Here is a 22,661-nt window from a genome sequence, read left to right on the forward strand (position 1 = left end):
GTCTCCTACACGTCCAGCAGCGGCTTGTGCTTGATGTGCCGGGCGAAGACCTGCATGAACTGCGGATCGACCCTCGCGCCCCACACGGCCAGCGAGTGACCGACGATCCAGAGCACTACGCCAGGAATCCAGAGTTGCAGGCCCAGCCCGACGGCAGCGGCTAGCGTGCCGTTGGCAATCGCCACCGTGCGCGGTGCGCCGCCCATCAAGAGCGGCTCGGTCAGCGAGCGATGTAGCGGCACCTCGAAGCCGGCCGCGAAGCTATCCGGGCCACTCATACGACAGCCCCGCCGGAGAAGCTGAAGAACGACAGGAAGAACGAGGACGCGGCGAACGCGATGCTCAAACCGAACACGATCTGGATCAGCTTGCGAAAGCCGCCCGACGTGTCGCCGAAGGCGAGCGCGAGGCCCGTGGCGATGATGATGATGACCGCGACGATGCGTGCCACCGGCCCCTGAATCGACTCCAGAATGGATTGCAGCGGGCCTTCCCACGGCATCGAGGAGCCGGATGCCTTCGCCGTGCCCGCCGTCATCAGCATGACTGCGGCCAGCAGCAGGCCGTGGTGCGCGGGGCCGGCCAGCCGCCGCAGGCGTGCGATGGTTGAAACCGGATTTACGGAATTACGGAAAGCGTGAACGTGCATCTGCGTCATGGCAGTTCTCCAGGTAGGTCAAGGGACGAGGAAGGCGCAGCGGCATCGGCTGCGAGAGGAACCGGCATCAGCTCGGGAAACGGTGTTTCCAGCGCGTCCGCCAGGCGATAGCCGGTGCCGTCGAAACCGACGACACGGGCGATGCTTTCGACGCGGCGCTTGCGGCCACGCCCGGCGATGTGGATCACGACGTTGACCGCCTCGGCGATCAGCGCACGCGGTGGGTTCACCGCCACTTCAAGAATCAACTGTTCGAGGCGCAGCAGCGCGCCCAGCGCGGAACCGGCGTGGATGGTGGCGATGCCGCCGGGGTGGCCGGTGCCCCACACCTTAACCAAGTCCAGGGCTTCGCCGCCGCGTACCTCGCCGACGATCACGCGGTCGGGGCGCAGGCGCATCGTGGCCCGCACCAGCTCGGTCATAGACACGACGCCAGCGCGGGTGCGCAGCGGCACATGGTCGCGGGCTGCGCATTGCAGCTCGATGGTGTCTTCGAGCACAAGCACGCGGTCGCCCGTGGCGGCGATCTCCGCAAGCAAGGCATTGGCGAGTGTGGTTTTGCCGCTGCTCGTCGCCCCGGCGATCAGGATGTTCTGGCGCTCACGCACGGCGCGGCGCAGGAACTCGGCCTGGCCTGTGGTCAAGATGCCGTCGGCCACATAGCGATCCAGCCCGATGATGCTCACGGCGCGCTTGCGCAGCGCGAAGGCTGGGCCGGGCGCTGCGGGCGGCAAGATGCCCTCGAACCGCTCGCCGGTTTCGGGCAGCTCGGCGGTCAGCAGCGGCCGCCCGCGATGCACCTCTGCGCCGACGTGCGCAGCCACCAGCCGGATGATGCGTTCGCCATCGTCTTGGGACAGCTCCACGCCCAGCGGCATGCGGCCCGATGACAACCGATCCACCCATAGGGTGCGGTCGGGGTTGAGCATGATTTCCACCACGTCGGGGTCGGCCAGCGCAGCGGCGATGACTGGCCCCATTGCCGTGCGCAGCATCTGGATACGGCGATCCAGAGAGGTTGCGGCGGATGAGAGTTCGGGCGGGGTTTGCGGAATGGCGCTCATGAGGCACGCTCCTGCGCTTCAGCCAGTGCCTCCGCGTCATCCATTCGCGCCGGGTCTGGGTGCAGTTCTTCCACAACGTCGCGCACCAGGCTGCGGCCACGCAGCAGGTGGCGGCCGAGCCGCTCCACGAATTGCTCGAAACGCGCTTTGCCTTGGGCGCGAGCTGCGTCCTGATGGGCTTCGGGAATCGGGGTGCTGACGGTCAGGAAGTAGCGGATGAACAGCGCCAGTGTTTCGATCTGGATGTTCTGGTCGCGCTCCATGCGCTCGGCCTGCCGCGACAGGCGATCGAGCCGCTTGGCGATGGCCGCCTCGCGCTGGTCGCCAGCATCGGGCGATAGCCACGACGCGAGCGCCGCCGCGACAATGGACGACTTGGACACGCCTTTCTTGGCGGCCAGTTCTTCGAGACGCTTGGCGTGCTCGGGCTGAATGAACAGATTGAGGCGGTATTGGCTCATAAGTCGATTCCGTCGTTGGGGTCGAGGGAAGCCAGCCGGGCCGTGCGCTGCATGGCCGGGTCGAGCTGGCCGGGAAGCGGCAGCGGCAGGTCGTCGTCGTCATCGAGCAGAGTCAGGTCATGGCCGGCGAGCAGCGGTTCGGGGCTGTATTCGCTGACTTCGGATAGCTCCGGCTGTCGGCGTGGGCCGCCGTCATCGGCGGTGCCTGTGCCATCGCCGGACAGGCCCGCAGCCCGGACCGTTGACACGGCTGGGATCGATAGGCCGCTCCAGTCGTCGGGCCGGGCCGGTGGCGCGTCCGCGTATTGCCCGGCCGCGAGCACAGGCGGCGGTAAAACGCGGTTCTTGAAATTCGCGTCGGCGTAGTAGCGCAGCTTCTTGGCCTTGATCGGTGCCACGCTGGACACCATCACCACAGCTTCCTCAGTCGGAAGCTGCATCACTTCACCGGGCGTCAGTAGCGGGCGGGCCGTCTCCTGCCGCGACACCATGAGGTGCCCCAGCCACGGTGCCAATCTGTGCCCGGCATAGTTGCGCTGCGCGCGCAGTTCGGTAGCGGTGCCAAGCGTTTCGGAGATCCGTTTCGCAGTGCGTTCATCGTTGGTGGCGAACGTCACGCGGACATGGCAGTTATCCAGAATCGAATGGTTCTGGCCGTAGGCTTTGTCGATCTGGTTGAGCGATTGGGCGATAAGAAAACTGCGGATTCCGTAGCCCGCCATGAAGGCAAGCGCCGTCTCGAAGAAGTCCAGGCGGCCCAGCGCCGGGAACTCATCGAGCATCAGCAGCAGCTTGTGGCGGCGTTCGATGCCGTCGCTGCCGTCGAGCGATTCGGTGAGCCGTCGGCCGATCTGGTTGAGGATCAGGCGAATGAGCGGTTTCGTCCGCGAAATATCCGAAGGTGGCACTACCAGATAAAGCGACACCGGATGCTCGGACGCGATCAGGTCGGCGATACGCCAGTCGCAGCGCGAGGTGACTTCGGCCACCGTGGGGTCGCGGTAGAGGCCCAGGAACGACATGGCGGTGCTCAACACGCCGGAACGCTCGTTGTCCGACTTGTTGAGCACTTCGCGCGCCGCCGAAGCGACGACTGGATGCGGGCCACCACCTTCCACGTTCACGAGGTGCTGTGTGGTCATCATCCGGTGCAAGGTCAGCTCGAAGGGGCTGGCCGGATCGGAGAGGAAATTGGCGACGCCGCGCAGCGTCTTGTCCTCGCCCGCGTAGAGCACATGCAGGATGGCCCCGACCAGCAGCGCGTGCGAAGTCTTCTCCCAATGGTTGCGCTTCTCAAGCGCGCCTTCTGGATCGACCAGAATGTCGGCTATGTTCTGTACGTCACGCACTTCATGTGCGCCGCGCCGAACTTCTAGCAGCGGGTTGTAGGCCGCCGACTTCGCATCGGTCGGATTGAACAGCAGGCAGTGTGAGTAGCGTGAGCGCCAACCTGCGGTGATCTGCCAATTCTCGCCCTTGATGTCGTGGACTACGGCGGATGCAGGCCAAGAAAGCAGCGTCGGCACCACAAGGCCGACGCCTTTGCCTGAGCGCGTGGGCGCGAAAGTGAGGATGTGTTCCGGGCCTTCATGCCGAAGGTACTTGCCATCGTGCTGACCGAGGAACACGCCGATCGGCTGCGTAAGGCCGGCTTTGCGAATGTCCTCCGTACTTGCCCAGCGTGCCGAGCCATAGGTCGTGACTAGGCGTGATTGACGAGAGCGCCAGATCGACATGCAGACTGCGACCACCACCGCCAGCAAGCCACTGCCACCCGCTATGGCACCGCCCGTGTCGAAAACGCGTGGCGCGTAGGCATCGAAGAAGAACCACCACTCAAACAGCTTCCACGGGAGGTAGATCGGTGTGCCGAGGAAATCAAACCAGGGGGAGCCAAGGCGTACCTGATAGCCAAGGGCTGCTGCCGTCCATTGTGTGGCGCCCCACACACCCGCGATCACGATGCCGAATACCACGGCTATCTGACCGAACAGCACATTCGTACCTTGCATAGCCCCGCCTCCAATCTCTCCTACGCTGATTCCCTTGGGAAACGCGGCTTAGAAATGTGCCGCAGGCGTCAGGATCGGTGCTGGCTTAGTGCCGGTCAAAGACCGTTTGGGGCAGAAAGGTCGATAAGAAAGAATGAATTCGCGCTGTGTCTAGCCAGGGAGTGACTCCGTAAGCGCCGGCGAATATCAGCGTGCCGAACAGAAGATTCAGGCAGACTAGCGAATTGCTGAATTGCTGAATTGCTGAATTGCTGAATTGCTGAATTGCTGAATTTCAGAATTTGGGGGATTCTTTGGGCGGTGTGTATGGCGTTTTTCCGTCACCGTAGAACCGCTTACGTGTTGCCTCCGCTACCCGGTTGCAAAGCAGTTCGCCCAAAGTAGGCCGATCCGTCTTGCATTGCTGGCGCAACTTCTTGAGCTGTTCCGGGTCTGCCACCAGCTCTTCTACTGTCGGGGTTTTCTTTTCTGCACTAGTGGCTTTGTGCGGTTTATCAGATTGACCGCATGCGACTAGCATTGCAGCGACGAGCGTGATGGCGAGTCTCATGGCATCAATTCCTCCGGAAGATCGGGATTTCGGCTTTTTGTTGACCTGAGAAACTCTGGCAATTCGATGGCCTGTACTCGCTGAATGAAGCGCGCAAGCTCGTCAAACGGATCGCCTTCAAGTCTGAGTAGATAGGTCGTCAAAGGTGGTACGCGTGTCGAAAGCGGCCTCGCCACGACTCCTGGCTCTCGGGAGGCTGCAATGTGTGCAGCCCCTGTAAGTCCGAGTGCAAAACCGGCAGATACCAACGCCATCATCAGGTCGAAAGTGGTAACCCGCTCGGCAACTAGAGGCTGCATTTCAGCCCGGCTAAGTACTCGCTCAATGTGCTTGGCGTGGCCCTCGCACACTTGAGGATCAGATAGCACTAGCGGGTAGCGCAGCAGTTCATCCAATGGAATTCGCTTAAGAGCCAGCAACGGATGCCGAGCTGGCAGCGCCACCATAAGCGTGTCAGTCCACGCGGGAAGTGCGACGATTCCATCACCTACGTCGTCGGACTGTGCAAAGCCGACGTCATACAGGTCGTCGTGCAATCCTTTGATTTGTTGGGATAGTGGCACCTCAAAAAAGCGAATCTCAACCTCGGGCTCCTCCTCGCGACACAACGCCAATAGGGCTGGTAAGCACAGTAGTGTTGCGCCGTCTGACAAGGCGACGCGGAGTTGTCCATGAAAGCCATTTTTTGCTGCCTTCACGCAGTCCCGCGCCTGTTGCAAGGATGCGAACACCCGAGGTGCGTGCTCCATGAGCATCAACCCAGCTCGTGTCAAACGCGTGCTTCTCGTGTTCCGAATAAAGAGCTGTGCTCCTAACTCCTCTTCGAGTTCTTTGATCGTGCGAGACAGTGGGGACTGCTCAATATGCAGTTTCGCAGCGGCGCGAGCGAAGTGAAGTTCCTCGGCGAGCGCCATAAAACAACGTAGATGTCGAATTTCCATGCGTCCCCTACTAATCGTCGATCTATTCAGTATTTAAAACTCGCTGCCATGCTGCGTTCTTCCAACTCAAGGACTCAGGGTGAAGATTGCAGATTCACATGCTCTGGCGAACCAGAAAGCGCTTTAGCGAGAACACCCCATTGCACGGCTGCGTCGGCGCGAGCACGGACCAGAGCCGCTCGCTGGGACAAGGTGCCACGCTCCGCTTCTGCAACAACGGTCGCATCCACCTGTCCCGCCTCAAAGAGGCGTCGACTGCGGTCAAGGAGTCGATCAGCGACGACAAGACCATCGACCTGATACTGCAGAGAAGTCCGCTGGGTCTGCCAGCCCAGATAAGCGTTCTCCACATCCTGAAGCGCAAGCAAAACCGTGCGTTCCAGGTCAGCCTGTGCGCCGCGACTGCGTGCTGAGCCCTCGTCGATTCCCGCTTGTATTGCTCCACCGTCAAAGATCGGAAGCGTCACACCCAAGCCCAGAGAGAAAATGTTCCCTGCCACACGTGTTCCGTTGTTCTCGAAGCGTTGGCGCCCACCACTCAAATCGAGCACAAGTTTGGGGAGCCGCTCGCCTTCTGCTGCGTTCCATCGCGCCGTCGCCGCTGCAAGACGCGCCTGCGCGGCTCTGACGTCGGGGCGCTGCTGCAGCAATTCGCCTGGCACGCTTCTGGGAGTCCAATCGGGCATGGTGAGAGAGGCAAGCGCAGGACCGCTGCCAAGCGCCCCCGGAATCCGGCCAACGAGCACATCCAAGGCATGCGTTGCTTCGCCGCGTACGCGTCGCAACTGCTCTTGCTCCACCCGGAGGGCGATGACCTCGGAACGCGTGCGTTCAATGTCAAAGCCCGTAGCTTGACCTGCCTTGAACTTCTGCTCTGTCAGACGCTCAAGGCGCTCGGCGACTTGAAGTCGCTCTTTTGCCAGATCTTCCAGCTCTGCCGCCTGCCGCTGCTGCAGTGCAGCGGACACTGTCTCAAAGGCGATCTGCCAACGTGTCGCGAACCAGTTCTGTTCGACAGCAACTGCGTCCATCCGTGCGCCATCAGCGGCATGCGAGAGGCGGCCCGCTAGATCAACTTCCCATGAAGCCGACAGCGGAAGCCTGGCATCGCTGCTGATGGTCGGTGCCAAAGAAAAGTCGCGCGCGCGCGTTGCTTGGGGCGTGAGCGCCAAGCTAGGGAACATTGAAGCGCGTGTACGTCGGGTGATCGCCACAGCTTCATCAATCCGCGCTCTTGCAATAGCGAGATCGGTGTTGTGCTCCAGCGCGTTGCGCACCAGCGCGTCAATCAGCGGATCACCGTACGCCGTCCACCACTCGGCCGGGAGTGCTTGTGCTGGCACCTGCTTGCACAGCCAGACCCGCTTCGTTCATGAATTTGGCCGGAACCTCAACGCGTGATGTCTCCACCCTGTGAGGCGAGTGGCTGCACGCGGCGAGAAGCGTGATCGATAGGAATGCAACAGCAGTAAGGCCGCGGCGGGCGTAGGGATCGGACATGTTGAGCCACTAGGTTGTGAATTGAGGAGGCCGTCTTGACGGGCATAGTTCATGGCGTGTACTATACCGTCCAGACGATTCAAAAATCAAGCATCTTTGGAGTTTCACCATGGCAACTCGTATGAAATCAAGCCCAGAGGAGTCGCATTCGGCGGACAACGGCGCTGAAGCCCCCTCCATCTCTAAGAAAGCGCAACAAACACGGGAGCGCATCCTTCAAGCTGCGCGTGACGTAGTCATGGAGGGAGGTGCCGGGCACCTAACGCTTGACGCGGTCGTTGCACGGGCAGGAATGAGCAAAGGTGCGTTCCTGTACCACTTCAAGACCAAGCGCGATCTGCTCCTCACGATGATTGATGACCAGGTCTCGGCGTTTGATGGCGGGCAGGAAGAGCGAGAGCTGCCATTCGTCGGCGATCCAGACCCTTGGCTATCCAGCCAGGTCTCGGCTATGCCTGACGGCGGGATGCAAAAGATGAGCGCTGCATTGCTGGCGGCCGTGGCTGAAGACCCCACGCTGCTTGAGCCTGTGCGCGGCTGGTACCGCAGGCAGTACGAGAACGCGAGCAAATCTCCACGCGGCACCGATATCGCCGGAATCGTTCTATTTGCCTTGGACGGAGTCTTCCTCGCCGAAATGATGGGTTTTCCGACGTTTGCTGCCGAAGACCTTTCTCGACTCATGCACACCCTCCAGGCGCTCGCCCGCGGCGAACTGGAACTCACCCCTATTGATAAACGCTGATGAAAGGCCTTCCCGTGTCTTGCACTCCCTTTAAATCCCAGTCCTGGCAAATGCAGAAAGTCGGCCTCGCGTTTGTTCTGCTCGCATCGCTTGCCGGCTGTGATAGTCAGAAGGAGCCTGCTTCCGATCCACCGCGAGCGGTCAAGCTGCTCACGGTGGGGGATGTAGGTTCTGTGGCCAATCGCATTGAATTGAGTGGTCTAGCTCGCTCCAGTGAGCGGAGTACCTTGGGGTTCGAGACTGGCGGGCGTATCAGCAAGCTTCATGTGGACGTGGGAGATCGCTTCTCTCGCGGACAGCTTCTGGCTGAGTTGGATGTTCAGCCCGAGCAACTCCGCCTAGAACAGGCTCGGGCGACACTCGCTGCTGCGGAAGCCGCATTGGCAGACAGAATCGTGCAGACAACGCAGCAAAGGGGGCTGCTTGAGGGCAACGTAATCTCCCCGGCTGCATTCGAGAGTGTGAAAGCACAGTTGGTTGCAGCTGAAGGCCAGGTGCGCAATGCAAAGGCCGCATTCGGCCTTGCCGAGCGTGCGCGAAGGGGGGCCGCCATTCATGCGCCATTCGACGGCGTCGTCGCGGAGAAACTCGCTCTGCCGTTCACAGATATTGCAGCCGGAGCGCCGGTGCTTCAAGTGGATGGACTACGCAGCGGCGTAGAAGTCCTTGCGACTGCATCGACGACCCAGGCGGCAAATATCAAAATTGGGCAGGTCGCCGAACTGCGCCTGAGCGAGTCAGCAAGTCCCGTTCGTGCTTCGGTACAACGCATCGGCTTGCGTGCTGAAAATGGCTCACTTTTACCTGTCGTGCTCGTTCCTCAAGATGCTACTCTTGCGCGCAGTCTTCGACCCGGGTCTGCCGTTCAAGTATTGCTGAAGGCACCGGAAGCGAAGGATGCCTCACCAGATCGTCTGATGCTTCCCTATTCGGCACTGGTGCTCAGTGAGAAAGCAGGACAAGCCGCAGTGTTTGTATATGACGTGACCGGAAAGAAGGTGCACCGCCGGGAAGTGCAATTCCAGAGCGAGCCAGGCGGCGACAACGTTCGCGTTGTGGGCGGCCTGAAGCGCGGCGAGATGGTAGTCGCGGCTGGCGCGAGTTGGCTGACGAACGAGCAACAAGTCACCCCACTCAAGGCCACGACCCAATTGGCCGGACGCTGACCCGCTACAGGAAGACTTCGCTATGAAGATCACAGAAATGGCGCTGCGCGCCAGCAGACTCACCTACCTTGCCGCGGTCATCATTCTTGTTGCCGGCATTGCCACGTTTCTCAATTTCCCTTCGCAGGAAGAGCCATCGGTCACGATTCGAGATGCGGTTGTTGCCGTTCTGAACCCTGGCATGCCAGCCGAACGTGTTGAGCAGTTGATCGCGCGTCCGATCGAGGAGCGTTTGCGGGAGCTGGCCGAGGTCAAGCGTGTAACCACAACCGTTCGCGCGGGCGGGGCCGTCATACAGGTCACGATCTGGGAGCGGTACACCGACCTAGCCCCCATATGGCAGCGCGTTCGCGCGAAGGTTGCCGATGCTCAGCCTCTGCTTCCACAGGGTACGTTGGGGCCATTTGTCAACGACGACTTCGGCCGTGTTGCCGTGGCCTCCATTGCGGTGACCGCGCCGGGCTACTCCATGGGCGAAATGCGTGTGTCGTTGAAAGAGATGCGCGATCGCCTATACGCGCTTCCCGGCGTTGATCGCATCAGCTTCTACGGCTTGCAGGAAGAGCGCGTCTATCTCGAATTTGATCGACCAAAACTAGCCCAGCTTGGATTGACCCCACAAGGGGTGATCGATCAACTCGTTAAACAAAACGTCGTGCTTTCAGGCGGGCAAATCGCCATCGGTGGCATCAACGCTTCGCTGGCTGTTAGTGGAGAGGTTCGCGACGCCGCTTCGCTGCGCGCGTTGCCGATCATGATGGCGCAAGCTCAGGGTGCGCGCGGTGCTTCGCCTGCTCCTTCAATCTCACTGGGAGAGCTTGCGCGCGTGCAGGTACAACCTGCAGATCCTCCCGAGTCTGCTGCAGTCTATAAGGGCCAGCCTGCCGTAGTGATGGCAGTGTCCATGACCTCGGGCCAGAACGTGGAGCAATTCGGCGTAGCCCTCAAATCCCGTGTGGCCGAGCTTGAGAAACTTCTGCCCGCAGGTTTCGAGCTCTCCTATGTGACATTCCAGGCAGACGTCGTCAAACGTGAAATGGGCAAGATGAACCAGGTGATGATCGAAACGATTGTCATCGTGCTCGGCGTCGTCGTCCTTTTCCTGGGATGGCGCACAGGATTCATCGTCGGGATGATCGTGCCGCTTACCATTCTGGGGGCACTGATCGTGATGCGCGCGCTGAACATCGAGCTGCAAAGTGTTTCGATGGCAGCCATCATCATCGCTTTGGGGCTCTTGGTAGACAACGGCATCGTGATTGCCGAAGACATTGAACGGCGCTTGGCAGCCGGTGAAGACCGCAAACAGGCTTGTCTCGAAGCGGGTCGTACCCTCGCACTGCCGCTGCTGACGTCCTCATTGGTTATCGTCATCGCCTTCTCCCCGTTCTTCTTCGGCCAGAGTGCGACGAGTGAGTATCTGCGCTCTCTCGTCATTGTCCTCGCGCTCACGTTACTCGGATCTTGGCTGTTGTGTCTGACCGTCACTCCACTGCTGTGCTACCACTTCACCAAAGTGCATCATCAACCGGCGAATGACGCGCAAACCTACAACACACGCTTCTATCGCGGCTATCGCAAGTTGCTTGAGTGGGTGCTTGACCACAAGGCGATCTACGTTGGTGTGATGACGGGTGCATTGGCCGTAGCTCTGTACGGATTCACGACACTGCCATACGACTTCTTGCCGAAGTCCGACCGAGTTCAATTCCAAATACCGGTGCAGCTCGCCCCTGGAACGGATTCACGGCTCACTCTTGCCAAAGTGAAGGAAGTGAGCGGCTGGCTCGGTGATCAAGAAATCAACCCCGAAATCACGGATCACATTGGCTACGTCGCTGACGGTGGGCCGCGCTTCATCCTTGGGCTCAATCCCCCATTGCCAGCATCGAACATCGCGTACTTTGTCGTGACGGTCAAGGCAGGCACCAACATTGACGTCGTGATTGCCCGAACTCGGGCTTACTTCGCGCAGCATCATGGAGATGTACGCGCAGAGCCTCAGCGGTTCTCGCTAGGCACTACCGAAGCCGGCACAGCCGTCTACCGGGTCAGTGGGCCGGATCATGAGGTGCTGATGAATGCGGCGGCGAAAATTGAGTCCGCGCTACGGGAGCTGCCAGGTACGGCCAACATCAAGAACAACTGGGATACCCGTGTCGGCCGTCTCGATGTTCGGGTCGATCAAGATCGTGCGCGACGTGCTGGCGTCACCACCGACGACATAGCTGCCTGGCTTGGCACCCGCTACATCGGCCAGTCGATCTCTGTGATCCGAGATGGCGATACCAGCGTGCCAATCGTGATGCGCGGGACGTCCAATGATCGGCGCAGCACTGCGGACGTTGGTTCGACGACCATCTATCCAGCGTCGGGTGGCCAGCCGGTTTCCCTGGCGCAAGTGGCCGATGTCACGCTCGCTAGCGAGCCGTCTGTGATCCAGCGCCGCAATCTCATTCGTACAGTCACAGTTCAGGGGCAGAACACCGCATACACCGCGCAAGAGATCGTGGATCACCTCGCACCTCGGATCGCCGCAATTGAACTACCTGCAGGCTATGCCATAGAGCTTGGTGGAGAAATTGAGGAATCGGCTGAATCGAATGCATCGCTCACGCACTACATGCCGTTCGCTCTTCTGGCGATGTTGCTGCTATTCATCTGGCAGTTCAACTCCTTCCGCAAGCTGATCGTGATTCTCGCAACGATTCCCTTCACGTTGATTGGGGTCGTGATTGCACTGAAGGCAACAGGCACTCCTTTCAGCTTCATGGCGACATTCGGGGTGCTTGCGCTGTTCGGAATCATCGTCAACAACGCCGTTCTTCTGCTCGAACAAATTGAACACGGCCTCTCGGAAGGTCTCGCCCGACATGAAGCCCTGGTGGGAGCTGCGATGCAGCGGCTGCGTCCAATCGTGATGACCAAGGTGACCTGTATCGCGGGTCTCGTGCCCCTGATGTTGTTTGCGGGGCCGCTGTGGAAGGGCATGGCCATCGGCATGATCGGTGGTCTCGCACTTGGCACGCTCGTGACGCTTGGCCTGATTCCGTTGCTCTACGAGGTGCTGTTCGGAATGAAGTGGCCGGGCAGCAAACGGAGTCACGAGGCGGTACAACAACCAGTGCAACCGGTCTGATCCCTCAGCGTAACTGTCCACACGCTTCCCCCGATCTCTCTCGTGGCCGGAGAGATCGGGGAGACAGATTCTCGCCATCAGAGAGTTTAAGAAGAAATCAGAAGCAGAGCGAATTGACCGCCTACTGCCTATTCTTTGATGCTTTGATGCTTTGATAATCAATTTTCACTGAATAGATTTGGAGAAATATATGAACCCGTTGTCATGGAATCCATGGTTGGTTCTACTGATTGCCGGCCTGTTCGAAATCGGTTGGCCACTAGGCCTCAAGATGGGTGCGGCCAATGCAGCGATGCGCTACGTGGGGCCGGCGATTGCAGTTGCCTGTATGGCAGCCAGCGGCTTTTTCCTATGGTTATCTCTTAAACAGATCCCCATAGGAACAGCTTATGCGGTCTGGACCGGCATCGGTTCGCTGGGCGCGTTTTTCGTGGGCGTGTATGTGTTCGGCGATACCGCCTCCTTGATACGTTGGGTTGGAATTGCGCTGGTTGTTGCTGGCATCGTCTGTCTGAAAATGGGATAAATGAAAATATATATGAAACGCCCTATTTCATTAATCCATTTTGTGCTGCTGGCAGGCCTCACGGCAACCTTATCTGGCTGTGCTTCAAACGGAATGACTCGATCAGGGTTTCTTGGTGATTACGATGTATTGGGAAAAACGAAGTACGAAAATGTTCTGCTCTTCAAGGCGCCAGGCTTTGAACCCAGTCGTTACCGGGAAATATTAGTCGAGGATGCTCAGGTAGTGACGGCAACTGGACGCATAGGTGGGCTTGAAGCTGAGCAAGTGCGAGAGCTTCTCGATCACGTCAACAGTGAACTGCGACATCTCCAAACTAAGTCCGAAGCTCCCGCATCGTCAGGCCGCATACGTGTGCGTGTGGCAATTACGACCATTGAGACGCCCAATAGAGCAGTCAACACCCTAACGACGTTGCTTGTTGGACCAGTGACAACTGGGGGAGCTAGTTTGGAGTTTGAGGCAGTAGATGAACAAACAGATCGTCGGGTGGCTGCTGCTAGCTGCTTCGAGCACGGCAACGCTCTCGCGGATTTCAAAGGCTCCTACACACTGCTCGGGCATGCAAAGTCTGCAATCACCACCTGCCTTGAACGGATCAATAGCGCTTGGAGAAGTGCTGGCTCGTGAATAGCTGCTATTCCATAACTTCGCGCGGATCGCGAGGAGCCTCATCAAGGGGATTCGTAGGGTGCCGTTCTTGTAACGTCTGCAGCATTCTGGAGTGGCTCTGCTTCGTCGCAAAATTGCCGGCGTTTCTCGTTCTTGTCTATTCGAAACGCTGCGTGGTGCTGCTTGCAGAGGTAAAGCGCCTGGAGGTGTGTAAATTCACACGATGGAGTTTGGCCGGTGTGCTGGCAACGGTAGTTCTGACAGGGTGTTCCACTTACCGTCCTTGGATCAACCCGACACTTTCCGACGCCGCCTTAATGTCTCTCGCCGAGAACGACCAACGCATCAGGCCGTCGGAGGTCAACCAACCGGTGGTTGTAGCGGTGACACTGTCAGGCGGGGGCGCTCGGGCGGCGGCCTTCGGCCTGGGCGTGCTGCGCGAACTCAAGGCCACACGCTTCGCGCTAGAGGGCCAGGAGACCACTCTGTTGGATCAGGTGTTCCTGGTCAGCGGAGTGTCGGGGGGCAGCATCCTTGCCGCGCACTTCGCGGCCTTCGGCGATGCCACGCTGACTCGTTTCGAGCCGGATTTTCTGCTTGTGCCTTTTGAGGGGCGACTCATACGTGAAGCTCTGTGGCCTGAGCGTCTTTATAGACTAACTTCACCTTGGTTTGGGCGCAGCCAGATCCTGGCTCAACGCTTGGACGAACTTTTTGAAGGCCGCACCTTTGGTGACGTGCGCCGACGACCGGGCGCGCCCGAACTGATGATCACGGCAACCGACCTCACGACCGGTGCCCCTTTCGATTTCACCACCGAGCAATTCCGGCTAATCTGTTCCGACCTCGATGCAACGCCGCTGTCTTTCGCGGTGGCGGCCTCGTCGGCAGTACCGCTGGTGCTGTCGCCCGTAACGGTGCGAAACAACGCCAATACCTGTCCGCCGCCTCTCCGATCTTTGCCTGTCAGAGGGCAAAATTACAGATCACGCATCCTGCAAAGCGGCATAGACAGCTACCTCAATGCGCACGATCGGCCCTATATCCACCTCGTGGACGGTGGTGTCTCCGACAACCTCGGCGTACGTCTGATGCTAGACCGGCTAGTAGCTTCGGGCTCAATGAGCGCCAATTTCTCGGAGGTCAAGCCCGGAAGCTTGCGCCGACTCGTGTTGGTGACGGTGAACTCCGAACGAGGACTGAGCGAGAGAGTGGACAGTAGCGACCGAGTTCCCAGCACGACGCAAGTACTTGAGTCGCTGATCTTCGGTGCCGGCGCTCGCGAGACCCAGGTGACGCTGGCCATGCTTAACGACGACCTGCAACACTGGCGTTCCGAGATTGTCCGCACCCGTGGCCAAGCGGACAGCCCCTTTGCGGCCGACGCAGAAATCTACGTAGTAAGCGTAAGTCTGAACGACGTGCCGGACGACAAGATCCGGCATTCGCTGCTGCGCGTGCCCACAGCCTTCACGATCGAGGCTACGGATGTCTTGGACCTGCAAACTGCGGGAGGCGAAGCACTGAGGCAATCCAAGGAGTTTATGGCATTGATTGAATCTCTAAGAAGAATCACAGCAGCCAAGCAGACTGCGCCTGGTACTCAGCTTCCCTTGATATCTAACTGATACCGATACTGGGCTTTCGTCCAAGTTCCCAAGAGGCACTTCCGCCGATAACCTTTGCGGCAAGCTGTTGTCCCAGTCGCGGCTCAATTACCGGCCGCCACGGCACAAGGCTGAACCCCATGCCGTCATCGAGCATCGCGTAGCGCCCGCTGGCGAGCATAATGGAACGCCGGTAGATACCGGCTACGCGCTGCCCGTCGGCCACCGGGCGATGCTCTAGGCCGGTTTCCGCCGCAATGTCTTTCGCGGCCTGCACTAGTTCCCGATTGCGTAGCGTGCCCAGCAGGTTGCGCGCGAGGATGACGCGCTGCCCGCGGCGCTGTGCCAGCCCCTGTTCTTCGAGGAAATCGGCTCGCTGCTGTATGGCCTGCTTGGTATCACCGCCAAAGCCCAAGTTGCCCAGCCCACGGCCACCGCCGATCAGTTGCTGGTCAAGCCAAGTCGCGCCGATGACGCGGGCCTGCCGTTCAATAGGAAGGTGTGATTTCAGCTCTACGGCTACATCGCCCAGCCGTTGCGCGTCGTATTGGCGGCCACGCTCGGCCAGGTCGTCCGGTACCTTCCATAGCCCTTCGGCCACGCGCTCCACGATGCAAGCCCGGCGCAGGGCTTCCAGCCGCCGGACATGAGCGGCGACGACTTCCTGCGGGTCGCGTCCGGGCGTAGCCCGGCCCTGCTCGATTACCAGGTGATGATCGGTGCGGTACAGGCCATCGCTCGCCAGCGAGGCGATGTTCTTGTCGGCCGTGCGCACCTCAGTCGAACCCTTCACCTCTACCACAGCGCCCGTGGGATAGTTCGCCAGTTCGTCGCGGGCGTTCAGTGCAACGTAGTGGGCCTTACCGTCCGTGCCGTCGATGATCAGATAGCCTCGGTCGTGCAACTCATCGGCAAGCCCCTTCGCGGCCACGCGGCCGATGAGGCTGCGACCATCGTCGCCCGGCTCGAACACCGCCAGCTCACGCGGCTGGCCGCTCATGGCCCGCTGCATCGTTCGGATGATGTCGCCACGCTCACCCAGGGCACGCAAGGTCTTCTCGGCATCGGCATGAATGGCCCAGGTGCCGGGCTGCACCTCGTCGGCTAGGCCCAGGCGCTGCAAGCGTTGCAGGCGGCCGATCAGCAGCAGGCGCTGGCGTTGCAACCTCGGCTCGTTGAGCCGTTCGACATGCACCCGGCCATCCTCGCCGGTCTCGCGCTGCAAGGTGCGATCCAGGCTCGTCCACCGCTCCTGTTCCACCTCGCGCCTCAAGGTCTGCTGAATCTCCAGTTCGGTGCGCGGCCCCAGCCACTCGGTCGCCAGCTCGGCGGCGCGATGGCGGAAGCCGTGGGCGATGTAGTCACCCGCGATGATGAGGTCTTTGCCGGTGTCGTCGCGCCCGCGCACGATCAGGTGGGTGTGCGGGTTGTCGGTGTTCCAGTGATCCACCGCCACCCAATCCAGCCGCGTGCCCAGGTCGGCTTCCATGCGGCTCACCAGATGCCGGGTGTAGGTGCGCAGGTCGTCCAGCTCGGCCCCGTCCTCGGGCGAGACGATGAAGCGGAAATGGTGCCGGTCGTCGGCGCAGCGTTCCTTGAAGGCGTCCAGATCGGCTTCGTCGGCCTGTGGCCCGTAGCCCCGGCCCGGTTCGCCATCGCGACCCGCGCCGTCGCGCTCGATGTAGCGCAGGTGCTTGGCGAGCGATTGCGGGCTGGCCCGCTGGTGATTGACCAGCAAGGTCTTGATGGTCACGCGCCGCGACATGGGCATTAGCTTCGCCCCGGCGAAGCGCGCCGCCGTGTGGCCACGTCCGAGCCGAGAGCCGGGCCGCTGGCCGGTGCCAGCCGCGCCAGGACGGCGTACTGCCGACTTGCCGCTGCTGGCTTTGCCGGCCTGCTTGAGCACCTTGGAAACGAAGCTCTGCCCCTGGCCCTTGCCCCGGTTCTTCGGGGCGCTGGGGCGCACGCGAAAGTCGTCGTCGCGGCTGTCGGTCATGGCTGCGCTCCCCGCAAGCTTGGGCGTGTCCTGTCGTGCGAAGCACGCGGACATGCCAGCATTGGCGCGACCCTCGCGCCAAACGCGGCACGGTGGCGAAGCCGCTCCGTGCCGCGTTCCCCCCATGTGCTGACTGGCTTTCGACGCGGCCAGGTGCCGCGTCCTTTTGTCTTGCCTTCCGCCTTTGCCCTTCGCTGTCGCTCCAGGCAACGGCGGCCCGGCGGCGCTGCTGCGTGAACAGACAGCGCGCCGGCGAAAGCGCCAATGGCCGCAGGCCGGGCGCGTTCGAGGCAAGACGCCTGAACGTTGGACGGCTGCGCCGGATGCTGCGCGACGTGCGGTGCGAATGCACCGGCACGACAGGCGCAGCGACACTGAAGCAGCCAGCAGAACGACATGCCCGATGGCACGTCAGAGCGCAGCGAATCGGCGGCCATCATGGGCGTATCTCCGGCCACACCGGATGCGCAACGCCGATCACGGCGGATGCGCTGACCGGGCCGAAATAGCGGCTGTCGAACGATGCTGGATTCGTCACGCTCAACAGGAGCAGTTCGCCCGGTTCAAGGCGGCGGCAAAGCTGCAAGGACGGCAGCGCCCGGCCCAGCCGGTCGGCGGGCAGTACGGCGGCCGAAGGCACGCCGTCGATGCGTACCTGACCGGCGACGATGCAGACGTGTTGCGGCGCGACCGCGCCCACACGTTTGAGCAGCGGAACGCGCGTCGGCAGGTAGCCGCGCTGCGCAGCGAGCGCGGCAGCCGTGGCCGGAAGCGGCACCAGCACGATGCTGTCCACGGACAACGGACGTGGCAGCGAGGCGGTGCGCGGGTCGAACGGGTCAATGCGATACCAGCCGACCGCCACGCTGTCGGACGGGTTGTAGGTCAGACGCGGCAGCGGCGACACGAAAGCCGCCCAGGCCAGCGCAGCGAAGCCGATGGCGGCCAGTGTCGCCAGCACGATGCGAGCGCGCAGGCGTGAGCGAGGACGCGGCGCCACGTCGGGCGCGTTGGGTGTGGTGGTCGGGGCGGTCATGGCAGCACCTTCCCGGCCAGCCAGGCGGTATGCCGCTCGGTGGTGTATTCGGGCAGCGCAAGGCGAGCCGCAAGACGGTTGCCCAGCGTGCGCCAGTACGCCGGCGACACGTCGATGGCAGCGATGCCCAGCGCCTCGATGCCGTCGATGCGCTCCAGCACGGCGCGCACGTTGGCATCGCCTTCGGTGTGTAGGAGCAAGCGCGCGCCCGGCTGAACACCGGGGATGCGCTGCGCCGCGTCCAGCGGTGTGCAAGCCTGCATCACCATGAGTTGCCAGCGGATCGTGCCGTAGTCGTTGGCCTGCCAGCGGATGCGGCAGAGCATCGCGCCCGGCAGGAACACCGCGCAGCGCCGCCAGCGGTCGAGCTGAAGCGTGCGCGCCGGTTCGCCGAAGCGCAGGTAGAGCTTGAAGCGATGTTCGAGGTAGGCCAGCGAAACGCGCGTCAGCGGCACATTGCCGGCCTGTCCGGCGAGTGCCGAAAGCGCAGGCAGCGGCGCAGCCGGTGCCGCGTTCGCGGCAGGCCAAGCGAATGCGTTCATGGTGTGTTCTCCGGCGGAAACTCCCGCTCCAGCAGGCCGCGCAGCAGGTCGGCCACGGTCACGCCTTGCGTGAAGGCCGACACCTTGATGCGCGCCCGCATGGCGGGCGTGATGTCGAGCGTGAGGCGGGCCGTGTAGAGGTCGCCTTTGCCCAGCGCGTCGGCATCGCCCTGACGAATCCACGCCTCGGCGTGCGGATTCGCGGGCGGACGTGCGCCGATGCCGACGCGCTTGCCCGTGCGTTTGCTGTTGGGTGGCTGCTGCGCTGTCATGTCGGCCACCGCAGCAGTTCGTCCACCAGGGCGGTGATTTCGCGGGCGGCGGCACTGTCGGGCGCTGTCTCGCGTGCGAGCCGGCCAGCGGCCACGCTGTCGGCGAAGACGATGCGCTGATGCACCTCCGAGCGCAGCGCGGGCAGCGGCTGTTCGGCGAGCGATTGCCGCGCCTCGCGCCCGATGATGGTGGTGCTGACGCGCCGGTTGATGACGAAGGCCGCGCGGAGCAGCGGCCGGAACACCTGCGCCTCGCGGATCAGCGAAACCATTTCCGAGCTGGCCCAGAGGTCGTAGGGGCTGGGCTGCACCGGGATCAGCACGCGCTCGGCCGCCAGCAGCGCGGAGCGCGCCAAGGCGGCGATGCGCGGCGGCCCGTCGATGATGACGTGATCGGCCCGCCTGGCGAGTTCTGGCGCTTCCTGATGCAGCGTTTCGCGTGCGAGGCCCACGGCGCTGAACAGCCGTGGCAAGCCTTGCTGGCTTCTGCGCTGCGTCCAGTCCAGGGATGAACCCTGCGGGTCGGCATCGAGCAGGACGACATGCTGGCCGCGCATCGCCAGTTCGCCCGCGATGTGCGTGGCGAGCGTGGTCTTGCCGACACCGCCTTTCTGGTTGAGCAGAGCGAGGATCATGGCGCGGCCCTCCCTGCTGGAAAGCCGGGCTTTACCTGCCGTGCAAAACGCTGTTCGCCGTGCCGTTTCTCGGTTGTCCACCGAAACGGCGCGCTTCTACTAAAAGTTATGTATTTCTTGTTAGGGAAGTTAGAGGGGCCGCAAACCCGCGCCGTTATTGGCTTTCCGGCGTTTTCGTACTCCTGATAGCACGATAGGCGTACTCCCGATAGCACGATACCCGGTACTCCTGATAGCACGAGGCCGTCCACACCTTTTCCACGAGTTATCCCCGTGCCGTGTGCAGCACGGGCCGGAAGGTCAGCAGTTCTTGTCCGTCGTCCGGCATTCGCTCGATGCCCAGGACGTAGCCGGGCAGCGACTGCCGCGCCACCAGGACGCGCAGGTCGTAAGCGAAGTCGGAGAAGCGCGCAGCGCTGCCCGACTTGCGGTGCAGGTGCCGGAAGTCGAATTGCCAGCCGCCCGGCTGCTTGCCGCCGTGCTTGCGCACCAGGCGGTACAGCCAGCGCTCGATCCCGCCCTTCAAGCGGAAATAGGCTGGGTCGATGGTCAGCACCAAGGCGGCATCGAGCACGCCCGCATAGAACCAGTCCGGCAGGATCAGTTCGATGCCCAGCGGCACGCCGCTGGCATCGGCCAGTTCCTTCCACTCGTTGATCCACGAGAAGCGATGCAATCGCCTTCCCGTGGTTTCGCGGATGGACGTGGCCACCGTGGTCGATTGCAGCCGGTCGAGCGCGGCTTTCAGGCGCAGGTAGTCGTTGAGAGACGTGCCGCGCCCGATGAAGCGCAGGATCTCGTAGGGAGTGGCGCGTATCCAGCGCGACGGGCGCAAGCCCGCGTCGCGCGCCTCCACGATCTGCGAGGCGGCCCAAATCAGCAGGTCGGCATCCCATATCGTTGCGATGCCGTGCTCCTGCGTACCCTCCACGCGGATGGTGATGCCGCCGGCGCGGAAGTCGATCGGCGCGGTACGCCGCGACTTCGCCAGCGAGAAGAACGGAAAGGCCATCAAGTCCTGGCTGTCGCGGGGTGCCATGTCGCCCGGCAGCGCGCGGAACAGGTCGAGCTGTTCGCGCTGCAAGGCTTGCCCTGGCGGGCTGGACATGGCGACGGCCACCCACGCGCCAGCGATCAGCGGCCATCACGGTAATCGCCCGCGTGGCGTTCGGCATATTCCGGGTCGGAAGTCGCCTCGTAGCTGCGCTGGTCGGCCCAGGCATCGAGGTCGGACACCGCGTACATGACGCGGCGGCCGAACTTGCGGAACTTCGGGCCGCCGCCGATCACGCGCTGTTTCTCCAGCGTGCGTGGCGACAGGCGCAGGTACTCGGCGGCTTCGTCGTTGGTCAGGTAGCGTTGGGGCTGCGCAGGCGCAGCGACAGCAGCGGCGGCAGGCCGCAAGGGAGCGGGTCGCATGGGATGTACCTCCATCAAGCCCGGCCACACCACGCGGCCGGTTAGAGGCACTTTCAAGAAAGCGAGGCTGCTTGCTAAGGGACGATCTACGGGGGACGCGAAACGTCCCCCCCTACTGCAACGGCGGCGGAAGCTGTGCCAGGCGGCGATAGCCGCCACGCATCAGCGCATCGCCACGACGTACCAGCCGCCGCACGCGGGCACGTAAGGCGCTGTCCTTGTGCCAGTCGGCGGCGACGGCATCGGCGCCGAACAGCCCTTCGGCCACTTCGCGCAATGACGCGCCCGCCAGGGTCGCGTCGAGCGTCTGCAAGGTGTGCAGTTCCAGCACCGCGGCCGTCGTGGGCCTGGAACGGGCCGCCGCCGCAGGCGTGGCAACCGTGGCCACGGCCAATGCGTCCAGCTCGGACGCGAGCGTGCGATAGCGCGCGCAGGGCGTGGCGCAGGCGCGGGTGGCGTAGAGGTAGGCCATGCCGTCTTCCAGGCCCGGCGCGAGCGCGAGCCGCAGGCAGCAGCCGGGCCAATGCGACACCAGCACCAGGCGCTTGCCGTCGTGGATCAGTTGCTTGCGGCCAGGGACGCGCCAGAACTCGAAGGCATGGGCTTCGGGTGGCGGGTCATCGTCCGGGTAAACCTGCACGACGGCATCGTGATCGGGAAACCAGGCCGGATGCGCGTCGCGCGCATCCAGGGCTGGGTCTTCCAGCAGGCGCAGGCCCCACGCCTGCGCCGTGTCCGGCCGGCGGCGGCGGCGCAGCCAGTCGCGGCGGTAGTCGGGATTTCGGCGCAGGTATTCCCACGCCAGCGCAGGGCCGTCAAGGTGCAGAACGTAGAGATAGGCCGCTGTCGGATACCAGTGTTCGGCGCTGCGATCAGTCATGGCGAAACCTCCCTCTGTTTGGGATGCGTCGCCACGATTTCCGCGATGCGGGAACTATCGAAATGCCATCAGGTCGTCATCAAAATTGGTTAGGCTGTAACTGTCGGTGTCAAGACCATTTGGCTCTGCGTGTTGCGGAAATCGTCTGAATGCGACGGCTACGCCTTCAGGAAAATGACGCGCAGCACCGAACACCGTGCCGCAGCCCGCGCCCAAGATCAGGACTGTTTTCAACAGGATCGCACCACTTCGGTGCAAGAATGCGGATTCAGACCTGCACGGTCTTGATCAAGATTGAAATAGTCACGATGCGCCCCGGCTGGCTAGGCCGCGCTGGTTTTCATCAGTCCGTGATCGCGCCGTTCTCCTGCGCCAGCCGGACGTACTCCGATAACGGGCGCACCGCCTGGAAATACCGATCCCGCCGCACCGGCAGCTTGCGCGGCCCGACGATGCCCGCCAGGTCGGACAGCTTGACCATCCCGAGCTCAGGCATACCGATACCGAGGTCGATCAGGCCGTAGGCCGTGTCGCCATCCGCCGGGTCGAGCGACACCAGCAGCCAGGTCACATGCGCGTCCGGGGTGAACAAGCGCACCACGGGCAGCGGGTCGAGCCGCTGACCAGCGGCGAGCGCCGCGCCGTGGGCCAGCAGCCGGGCGCGTTCATCAGCGGTGACAAGCGGCAGGGTCATGGGCAGCTTCTCCACGAAACCGACGATGCGCGAATGCGCTTTGGTGCCGAAGCGCAGAACTGCCGAAACGCATCCGTGCATTCGTGTGGAAGCACCGATGTGCAAGCCATCGCATCCGTAGAAGAACAGAAGCGCCGAAGCGGAATTGTCGGAAGCCGGAAAGACACGGATGCGATTCCCCGGTTCTGTCGGAATCCGCATCTGCG

24 protein-coding genes are annotated in these 22,661 nt (G+C 62.2%); 6 read left to right on the forward strand and 18 right to left on the reverse strand.

Annotation, left to right across the window (positions count from 1 at the left end):
• Positions 1 to 5: 5 nt before the first annotated feature.
• The 8 genes from ACQG1K_RS24485 to ACQG1K_RS24520 form a co-directional block, all read right to left on the reverse strand.
• Positions 6 to 278: a VirB3 family type IV secretion system protein gene (locus tag ACQG1K_RS24485; protein WP_004883097.1), complete on the reverse strand. Its 273-nt coding sequence runs from the start codon at positions 276 to 278 to the stop codon at positions 6 to 8.
• Positions 275 to 649 carry a TrbC/VirB2 family protein gene (locus tag ACQG1K_RS24490; protein ID WP_425267603.1) on the reverse strand — a complete coding sequence of 125 codons (375 nt, stop codon included), beginning with the start codon at positions 647 to 649 and terminating at the stop codon, positions 275 to 277. The genes ACQG1K_RS24485 and ACQG1K_RS24490 overlap by 4 nt, the downstream gene beginning before the upstream one ends.
• 5 nt (positions 650 to 654) lie before the next feature.
• Positions 655 to 1,722, reverse strand: coding sequence for a P-type conjugative transfer ATPase TrbB (gene trbB, locus ACQG1K_RS24495; protein ID WP_004883088.1), 1,068 nt, complete (start codon positions 1,720 to 1,722; stop codon positions 655 to 657).
• Positions 1,719 to 2,183, reverse strand: coding sequence for a ribbon-helix-helix protein, CopG family (locus ACQG1K_RS24500; RefSeq protein ID WP_004883086.1), 465 nt, complete (start codon positions 2,181 to 2,183; stop codon positions 1,719 to 1,721). The genes trbB and ACQG1K_RS24500 overlap by 4 nt, the downstream gene beginning before the upstream one ends.
• Complete coding sequence (locus tag ACQG1K_RS24505; protein WP_004883083.1) at positions 2,180 to 4,195, reverse strand: conjugal transfer protein TraG; 2,016 nt, start codon at positions 4,193 to 4,195, stop codon at positions 2,180 to 2,182. Before ACQG1K_RS24505 ends, ACQG1K_RS24500 begins: the two co-directional genes overlap by 4 nt.
• Before the next feature lie 274 nt (positions 4,196 to 4,469).
• Positions 4,470 to 4,745 (reverse strand): EexN family lipoprotein, encoded by a 276-nt coding sequence (locus ACQG1K_RS24510; RefSeq protein WP_004883082.1) that lies wholly within the window; start codon positions 4,743 to 4,745, stop codon positions 4,470 to 4,472.
• The gene (locus tag ACQG1K_RS24515; protein ID WP_004883081.1) at positions 4,742 to 5,686 is read right to left on the reverse strand and encodes a LysR family transcriptional regulator; all 945 of its coding nucleotides are present in this window, start codon (positions 5,684 to 5,686) and stop codon (positions 4,742 to 4,744) included. Before ACQG1K_RS24515 ends, ACQG1K_RS24510 begins: the two co-directional genes overlap by 4 nt.
• Before the next feature lie 74 nt (positions 5,687 to 5,760).
• Complete coding sequence (locus tag ACQG1K_RS24520) at positions 5,761 to 7,029, reverse strand: efflux transporter outer membrane subunit (protein ID WP_426760353.1); 1,269 nt, start codon at positions 7,027 to 7,029, stop codon at positions 5,761 to 5,763.
• Positions 7,030 to 7,295: 266 nt separating this feature from the next.
• On the opposite strand from ACQG1K_RS24520, the gene ACQG1K_RS24525 reads away from it, so the two are divergent.
• From ACQG1K_RS24525 to ACQG1K_RS24550, 6 genes are all read left to right on the forward strand, one after another.
• A complete protein-coding gene (locus tag ACQG1K_RS24525; protein ID WP_022652140.1) occupies positions 7,296 to 7,931 on the forward strand; it encodes a TetR/AcrR family transcriptional regulator in 636 nt (211 codons plus the stop codon).
• A 50-nt stretch (positions 7,932 to 7,981) separates the two neighbouring features.
• Positions 7,982 to 9,097, forward strand: coding sequence for an efflux RND transporter periplasmic adaptor subunit (locus tag ACQG1K_RS24530; RefSeq protein ID WP_044256783.1), 1,116 nt, complete (start codon positions 7,982 to 7,984; stop codon positions 9,095 to 9,097).
• 22 nt (positions 9,098 to 9,119) lie between these two features.
• A complete protein-coding gene (locus tag ACQG1K_RS24535) occupies positions 9,120 to 12,236 on the forward strand; it encodes an efflux RND transporter permease subunit (protein ID WP_004883075.1) in 3,117 nt (1,038 codons plus the stop codon).
• A gap of 190 nt (positions 12,237 to 12,426) precedes the next feature.
• Positions 12,427 to 12,762: a DMT family transporter gene (locus tag ACQG1K_RS24540; RefSeq protein ID WP_004883073.1), complete on the forward strand. Its 336-nt coding sequence runs from the start codon at positions 12,427 to 12,429 to the stop codon at positions 12,760 to 12,762.
• A 12-nt stretch (positions 12,763 to 12,774) separates the two neighbouring features.
• Positions 12,775 to 13,392 carry a DUF3313 family protein gene (locus tag ACQG1K_RS24545; protein ID WP_004883071.1) on the forward strand — a complete coding sequence of 206 codons (618 nt, stop codon included), beginning with the start codon at positions 12,775 to 12,777 and terminating at the stop codon, positions 13,390 to 13,392.
• 221 nt (positions 13,393 to 13,613) lie between these two features.
• On the forward strand, positions 13,614 to 15,002 hold the full coding sequence (locus ACQG1K_RS24550; protein WP_004883070.1) for a patatin-like phospholipase family protein: 1,389 nt from the start codon (positions 13,614 to 13,616) through the stop codon (positions 15,000 to 15,002).
• On the opposite strand, the gene ACQG1K_RS24555 is transcribed toward ACQG1K_RS24550, so the two are convergent.
• The 10 genes from ACQG1K_RS24555 to ACQG1K_RS24600 all read right to left on the reverse strand — a co-directional run bounded on the left by ACQG1K_RS24555 (position 14,995) and on the right by ACQG1K_RS24600 (position 22,656).
• Entirely contained in the window at positions 14,995 to 16,977 is a 1,983-nt protein-coding gene (locus tag ACQG1K_RS24555; protein ID WP_004883068.1) for a relaxase/mobilization nuclease domain-containing protein, read from the reverse strand. The two genes, ACQG1K_RS24550 and ACQG1K_RS24555, sit on opposite strands and share 8 nt — an antisense overlap.
• Positions 16,974 to 17,435, reverse strand: a complete 462-nt coding sequence (locus ACQG1K_RS24560; protein WP_231622286.1) for a hypothetical protein — start codon at positions 17,433 to 17,435, stop codon at positions 16,974 to 16,976. Before ACQG1K_RS24560 ends, ACQG1K_RS24555 begins: the two co-directional genes overlap by 4 nt.
• Complete coding sequence (locus ACQG1K_RS24565; RefSeq protein ID WP_004883067.1) at positions 17,414 to 18,013, reverse strand: S26 family signal peptidase; 600 nt, start codon at positions 18,011 to 18,013, stop codon at positions 17,414 to 17,416. The genes ACQG1K_RS24560 and ACQG1K_RS24565 overlap by 22 nt, the downstream gene beginning before the upstream one ends.
• Complete coding sequence (locus ACQG1K_RS24570; protein WP_004883064.1) at positions 18,010 to 18,555, reverse strand: DUF2840 domain-containing protein; 546 nt, start codon at positions 18,553 to 18,555, stop codon at positions 18,010 to 18,012. The genes ACQG1K_RS24565 and ACQG1K_RS24570 overlap by 4 nt, the downstream gene beginning before the upstream one ends.
• On the reverse strand, positions 18,552 to 18,827 hold the full coding sequence (locus tag ACQG1K_RS24575) for a hypothetical protein (protein ID WP_004883063.1): 276 nt from the start codon (positions 18,825 to 18,827) through the stop codon (positions 18,552 to 18,554). Before ACQG1K_RS24575 ends, ACQG1K_RS24570 begins: the two co-directional genes overlap by 4 nt.
• Positions 18,824 to 19,462, reverse strand: coding sequence for a ParA family partition ATPase (parA, locus tag ACQG1K_RS24580; RefSeq protein ID WP_004883061.1), 639 nt, complete (start codon positions 19,460 to 19,462; stop codon positions 18,824 to 18,826). The genes ACQG1K_RS24575 and parA overlap by 4 nt, the downstream gene beginning before the upstream one ends.
• Before the next feature lie 265 nt (positions 19,463 to 19,727).
• The gene (locus ACQG1K_RS24585) at positions 19,728 to 20,546 is read right to left on the reverse strand and encodes a replication initiator protein A (RefSeq protein ID WP_425267602.1); all 819 of its coding nucleotides are present in this window, start codon (positions 20,544 to 20,546) and stop codon (positions 19,728 to 19,730) included.
• 50 nt (positions 20,547 to 20,596) lie between these two features.
• Positions 20,597 to 20,881 carry a helix-turn-helix transcriptional regulator gene (locus tag ACQG1K_RS24590; protein ID WP_004883058.1) on the reverse strand — a complete coding sequence of 95 codons (285 nt, stop codon included), beginning with the start codon at positions 20,879 to 20,881 and terminating at the stop codon, positions 20,597 to 20,599.
• A 112-nt stretch (positions 20,882 to 20,993) separates the two neighbouring features.
• Positions 20,994 to 21,761 carry a DUF2285 domain-containing protein gene (locus tag ACQG1K_RS24595; protein WP_004883055.1) on the reverse strand — a complete coding sequence of 256 codons (768 nt, stop codon included), beginning with the start codon at positions 21,759 to 21,761 and terminating at the stop codon, positions 20,994 to 20,996.
• Between the two features lie 343 nt (positions 21,762 to 22,104).
• A complete protein-coding gene (locus ACQG1K_RS24600; protein ID WP_004883053.1) occupies positions 22,105 to 22,656 on the reverse strand; it encodes a DUF2958 domain-containing protein in 552 nt (183 codons plus the stop codon).
• Positions 22,657 to 22,661: the final 5 nt, after the last annotated feature.

Origin of the sequence: Enterobacter cloacae complex sp. 402C9, from assembly GCF_050030745.1 — a bacterium.
GTDB lineage: Bacteria > Pseudomonadota > Gammaproteobacteria > Enterobacterales > Enterobacteriaceae > Enterobacter > Enterobacter intestinihominis.

Coding starts and splice junctions, on each gene's coding strand:
- ACQG1K_RS24485 (WP_004883097.1), bottom strand. CDS start 278: ATGAGTGGCCCGGATAGCTTCGCGGCCGGCTTCGAGGTGCCGCTACAT.
- ACQG1K_RS24490 (WP_425267603.1), bottom strand. CDS start 649: ATGCACGTTCACGCTTTCCGTAATTCCGTAAATCCGGTTTCAACCATC.
- trbB (WP_004883088.1), bottom strand. CDS start 1,722: ATGAGCGCCATTCCGCAAACCCCGCCCGAACTCTCATCCGCCGCAACC.
- ACQG1K_RS24500 (WP_004883086.1), bottom strand. CDS start 2,183: ATGAGCCAATACCGCCTCAATCTGTTCATTCAGCCCGAGCACGCCAAG.
- ACQG1K_RS24505 (WP_004883083.1), bottom strand. CDS start 4,195: ATGCAAGGTACGAATGTGCTGTTCGGTCAGATAGCCGTGGTATTCGGC.
- ACQG1K_RS24510 (WP_004883082.1), bottom strand. CDS start 4,745: ATGAGACTCGCCATCACGCTCGTCGCTGCAATGCTAGTCGCATGCGGT.
- ACQG1K_RS24515 (WP_004883081.1), bottom strand. CDS start 5,686: ATGGAAATTCGACATCTACGTTGTTTTATGGCGCTCGCCGAGGAACTT.
- ACQG1K_RS24525 (WP_022652140.1), top strand. CDS start 7,296: ATGGCAACTCGTATGAAATCAAGCCCAGAGGAGTCGCATTCGGCGGAC.
- ACQG1K_RS24530 (WP_044256783.1), top strand. CDS start 7,982: ATGCAGAAAGTCGGCCTCGCGTTTGTTCTGCTCGCATCGCTTGCCGGC.
- ACQG1K_RS24535 (WP_004883075.1), top strand. CDS start 9,120: ATGAAGATCACAGAAATGGCGCTGCGCGCCAGCAGACTCACCTACCTT.
- ACQG1K_RS24540 (WP_004883073.1), top strand. CDS start 12,427: ATGAACCCGTTGTCATGGAATCCATGGTTGGTTCTACTGATTGCCGGC.
- ACQG1K_RS24545 (WP_004883071.1), top strand. CDS start 12,775: ATGAAACGCCCTATTTCATTAATCCATTTTGTGCTGCTGGCAGGCCTC.
- ACQG1K_RS24555 (WP_004883068.1), bottom strand. CDS start 16,977: ATGACCGACAGCCGCGACGACGACTTTCGCGTGCGCCCCAGCGCCCCG.
- ACQG1K_RS24565 (WP_004883067.1), bottom strand. CDS start 18,013: ATGACCGCCCCGACCACCACACCCAACGCGCCCGACGTGGCGCCGCGT.
- ACQG1K_RS24570 (WP_004883064.1), bottom strand. CDS start 18,555: ATGAACGCATTCGCTTGGCCTGCCGCGAACGCGGCACCGGCTGCGCCG.
- ACQG1K_RS24575 (WP_004883063.1), bottom strand. CDS start 18,827: ATGACAGCGCAGCAGCCACCCAACAGCAAACGCACGGGCAAGCGCGTC.
- parA (WP_004883061.1), bottom strand. CDS start 19,462: ATGATCCTCGCTCTGCTCAACCAGAAAGGCGGTGTCGGCAAGACCACG.
- ACQG1K_RS24590 (WP_004883058.1), bottom strand. CDS start 20,881: ATGCGACCCGCTCCCTTGCGGCCTGCCGCCGCTGCTGTCGCTGCGCCT.
- ACQG1K_RS24595 (WP_004883055.1), bottom strand. CDS start 21,761: ATGACTGATCGCAGCGCCGAACACTGGTATCCGACAGCGGCCTATCTC.
- ACQG1K_RS24600 (WP_004883053.1), bottom strand. CDS start 22,656: ATGCGGATTCCGACAGAACCGGGGAATCGCATCCGTGTCTTTCCGGCT.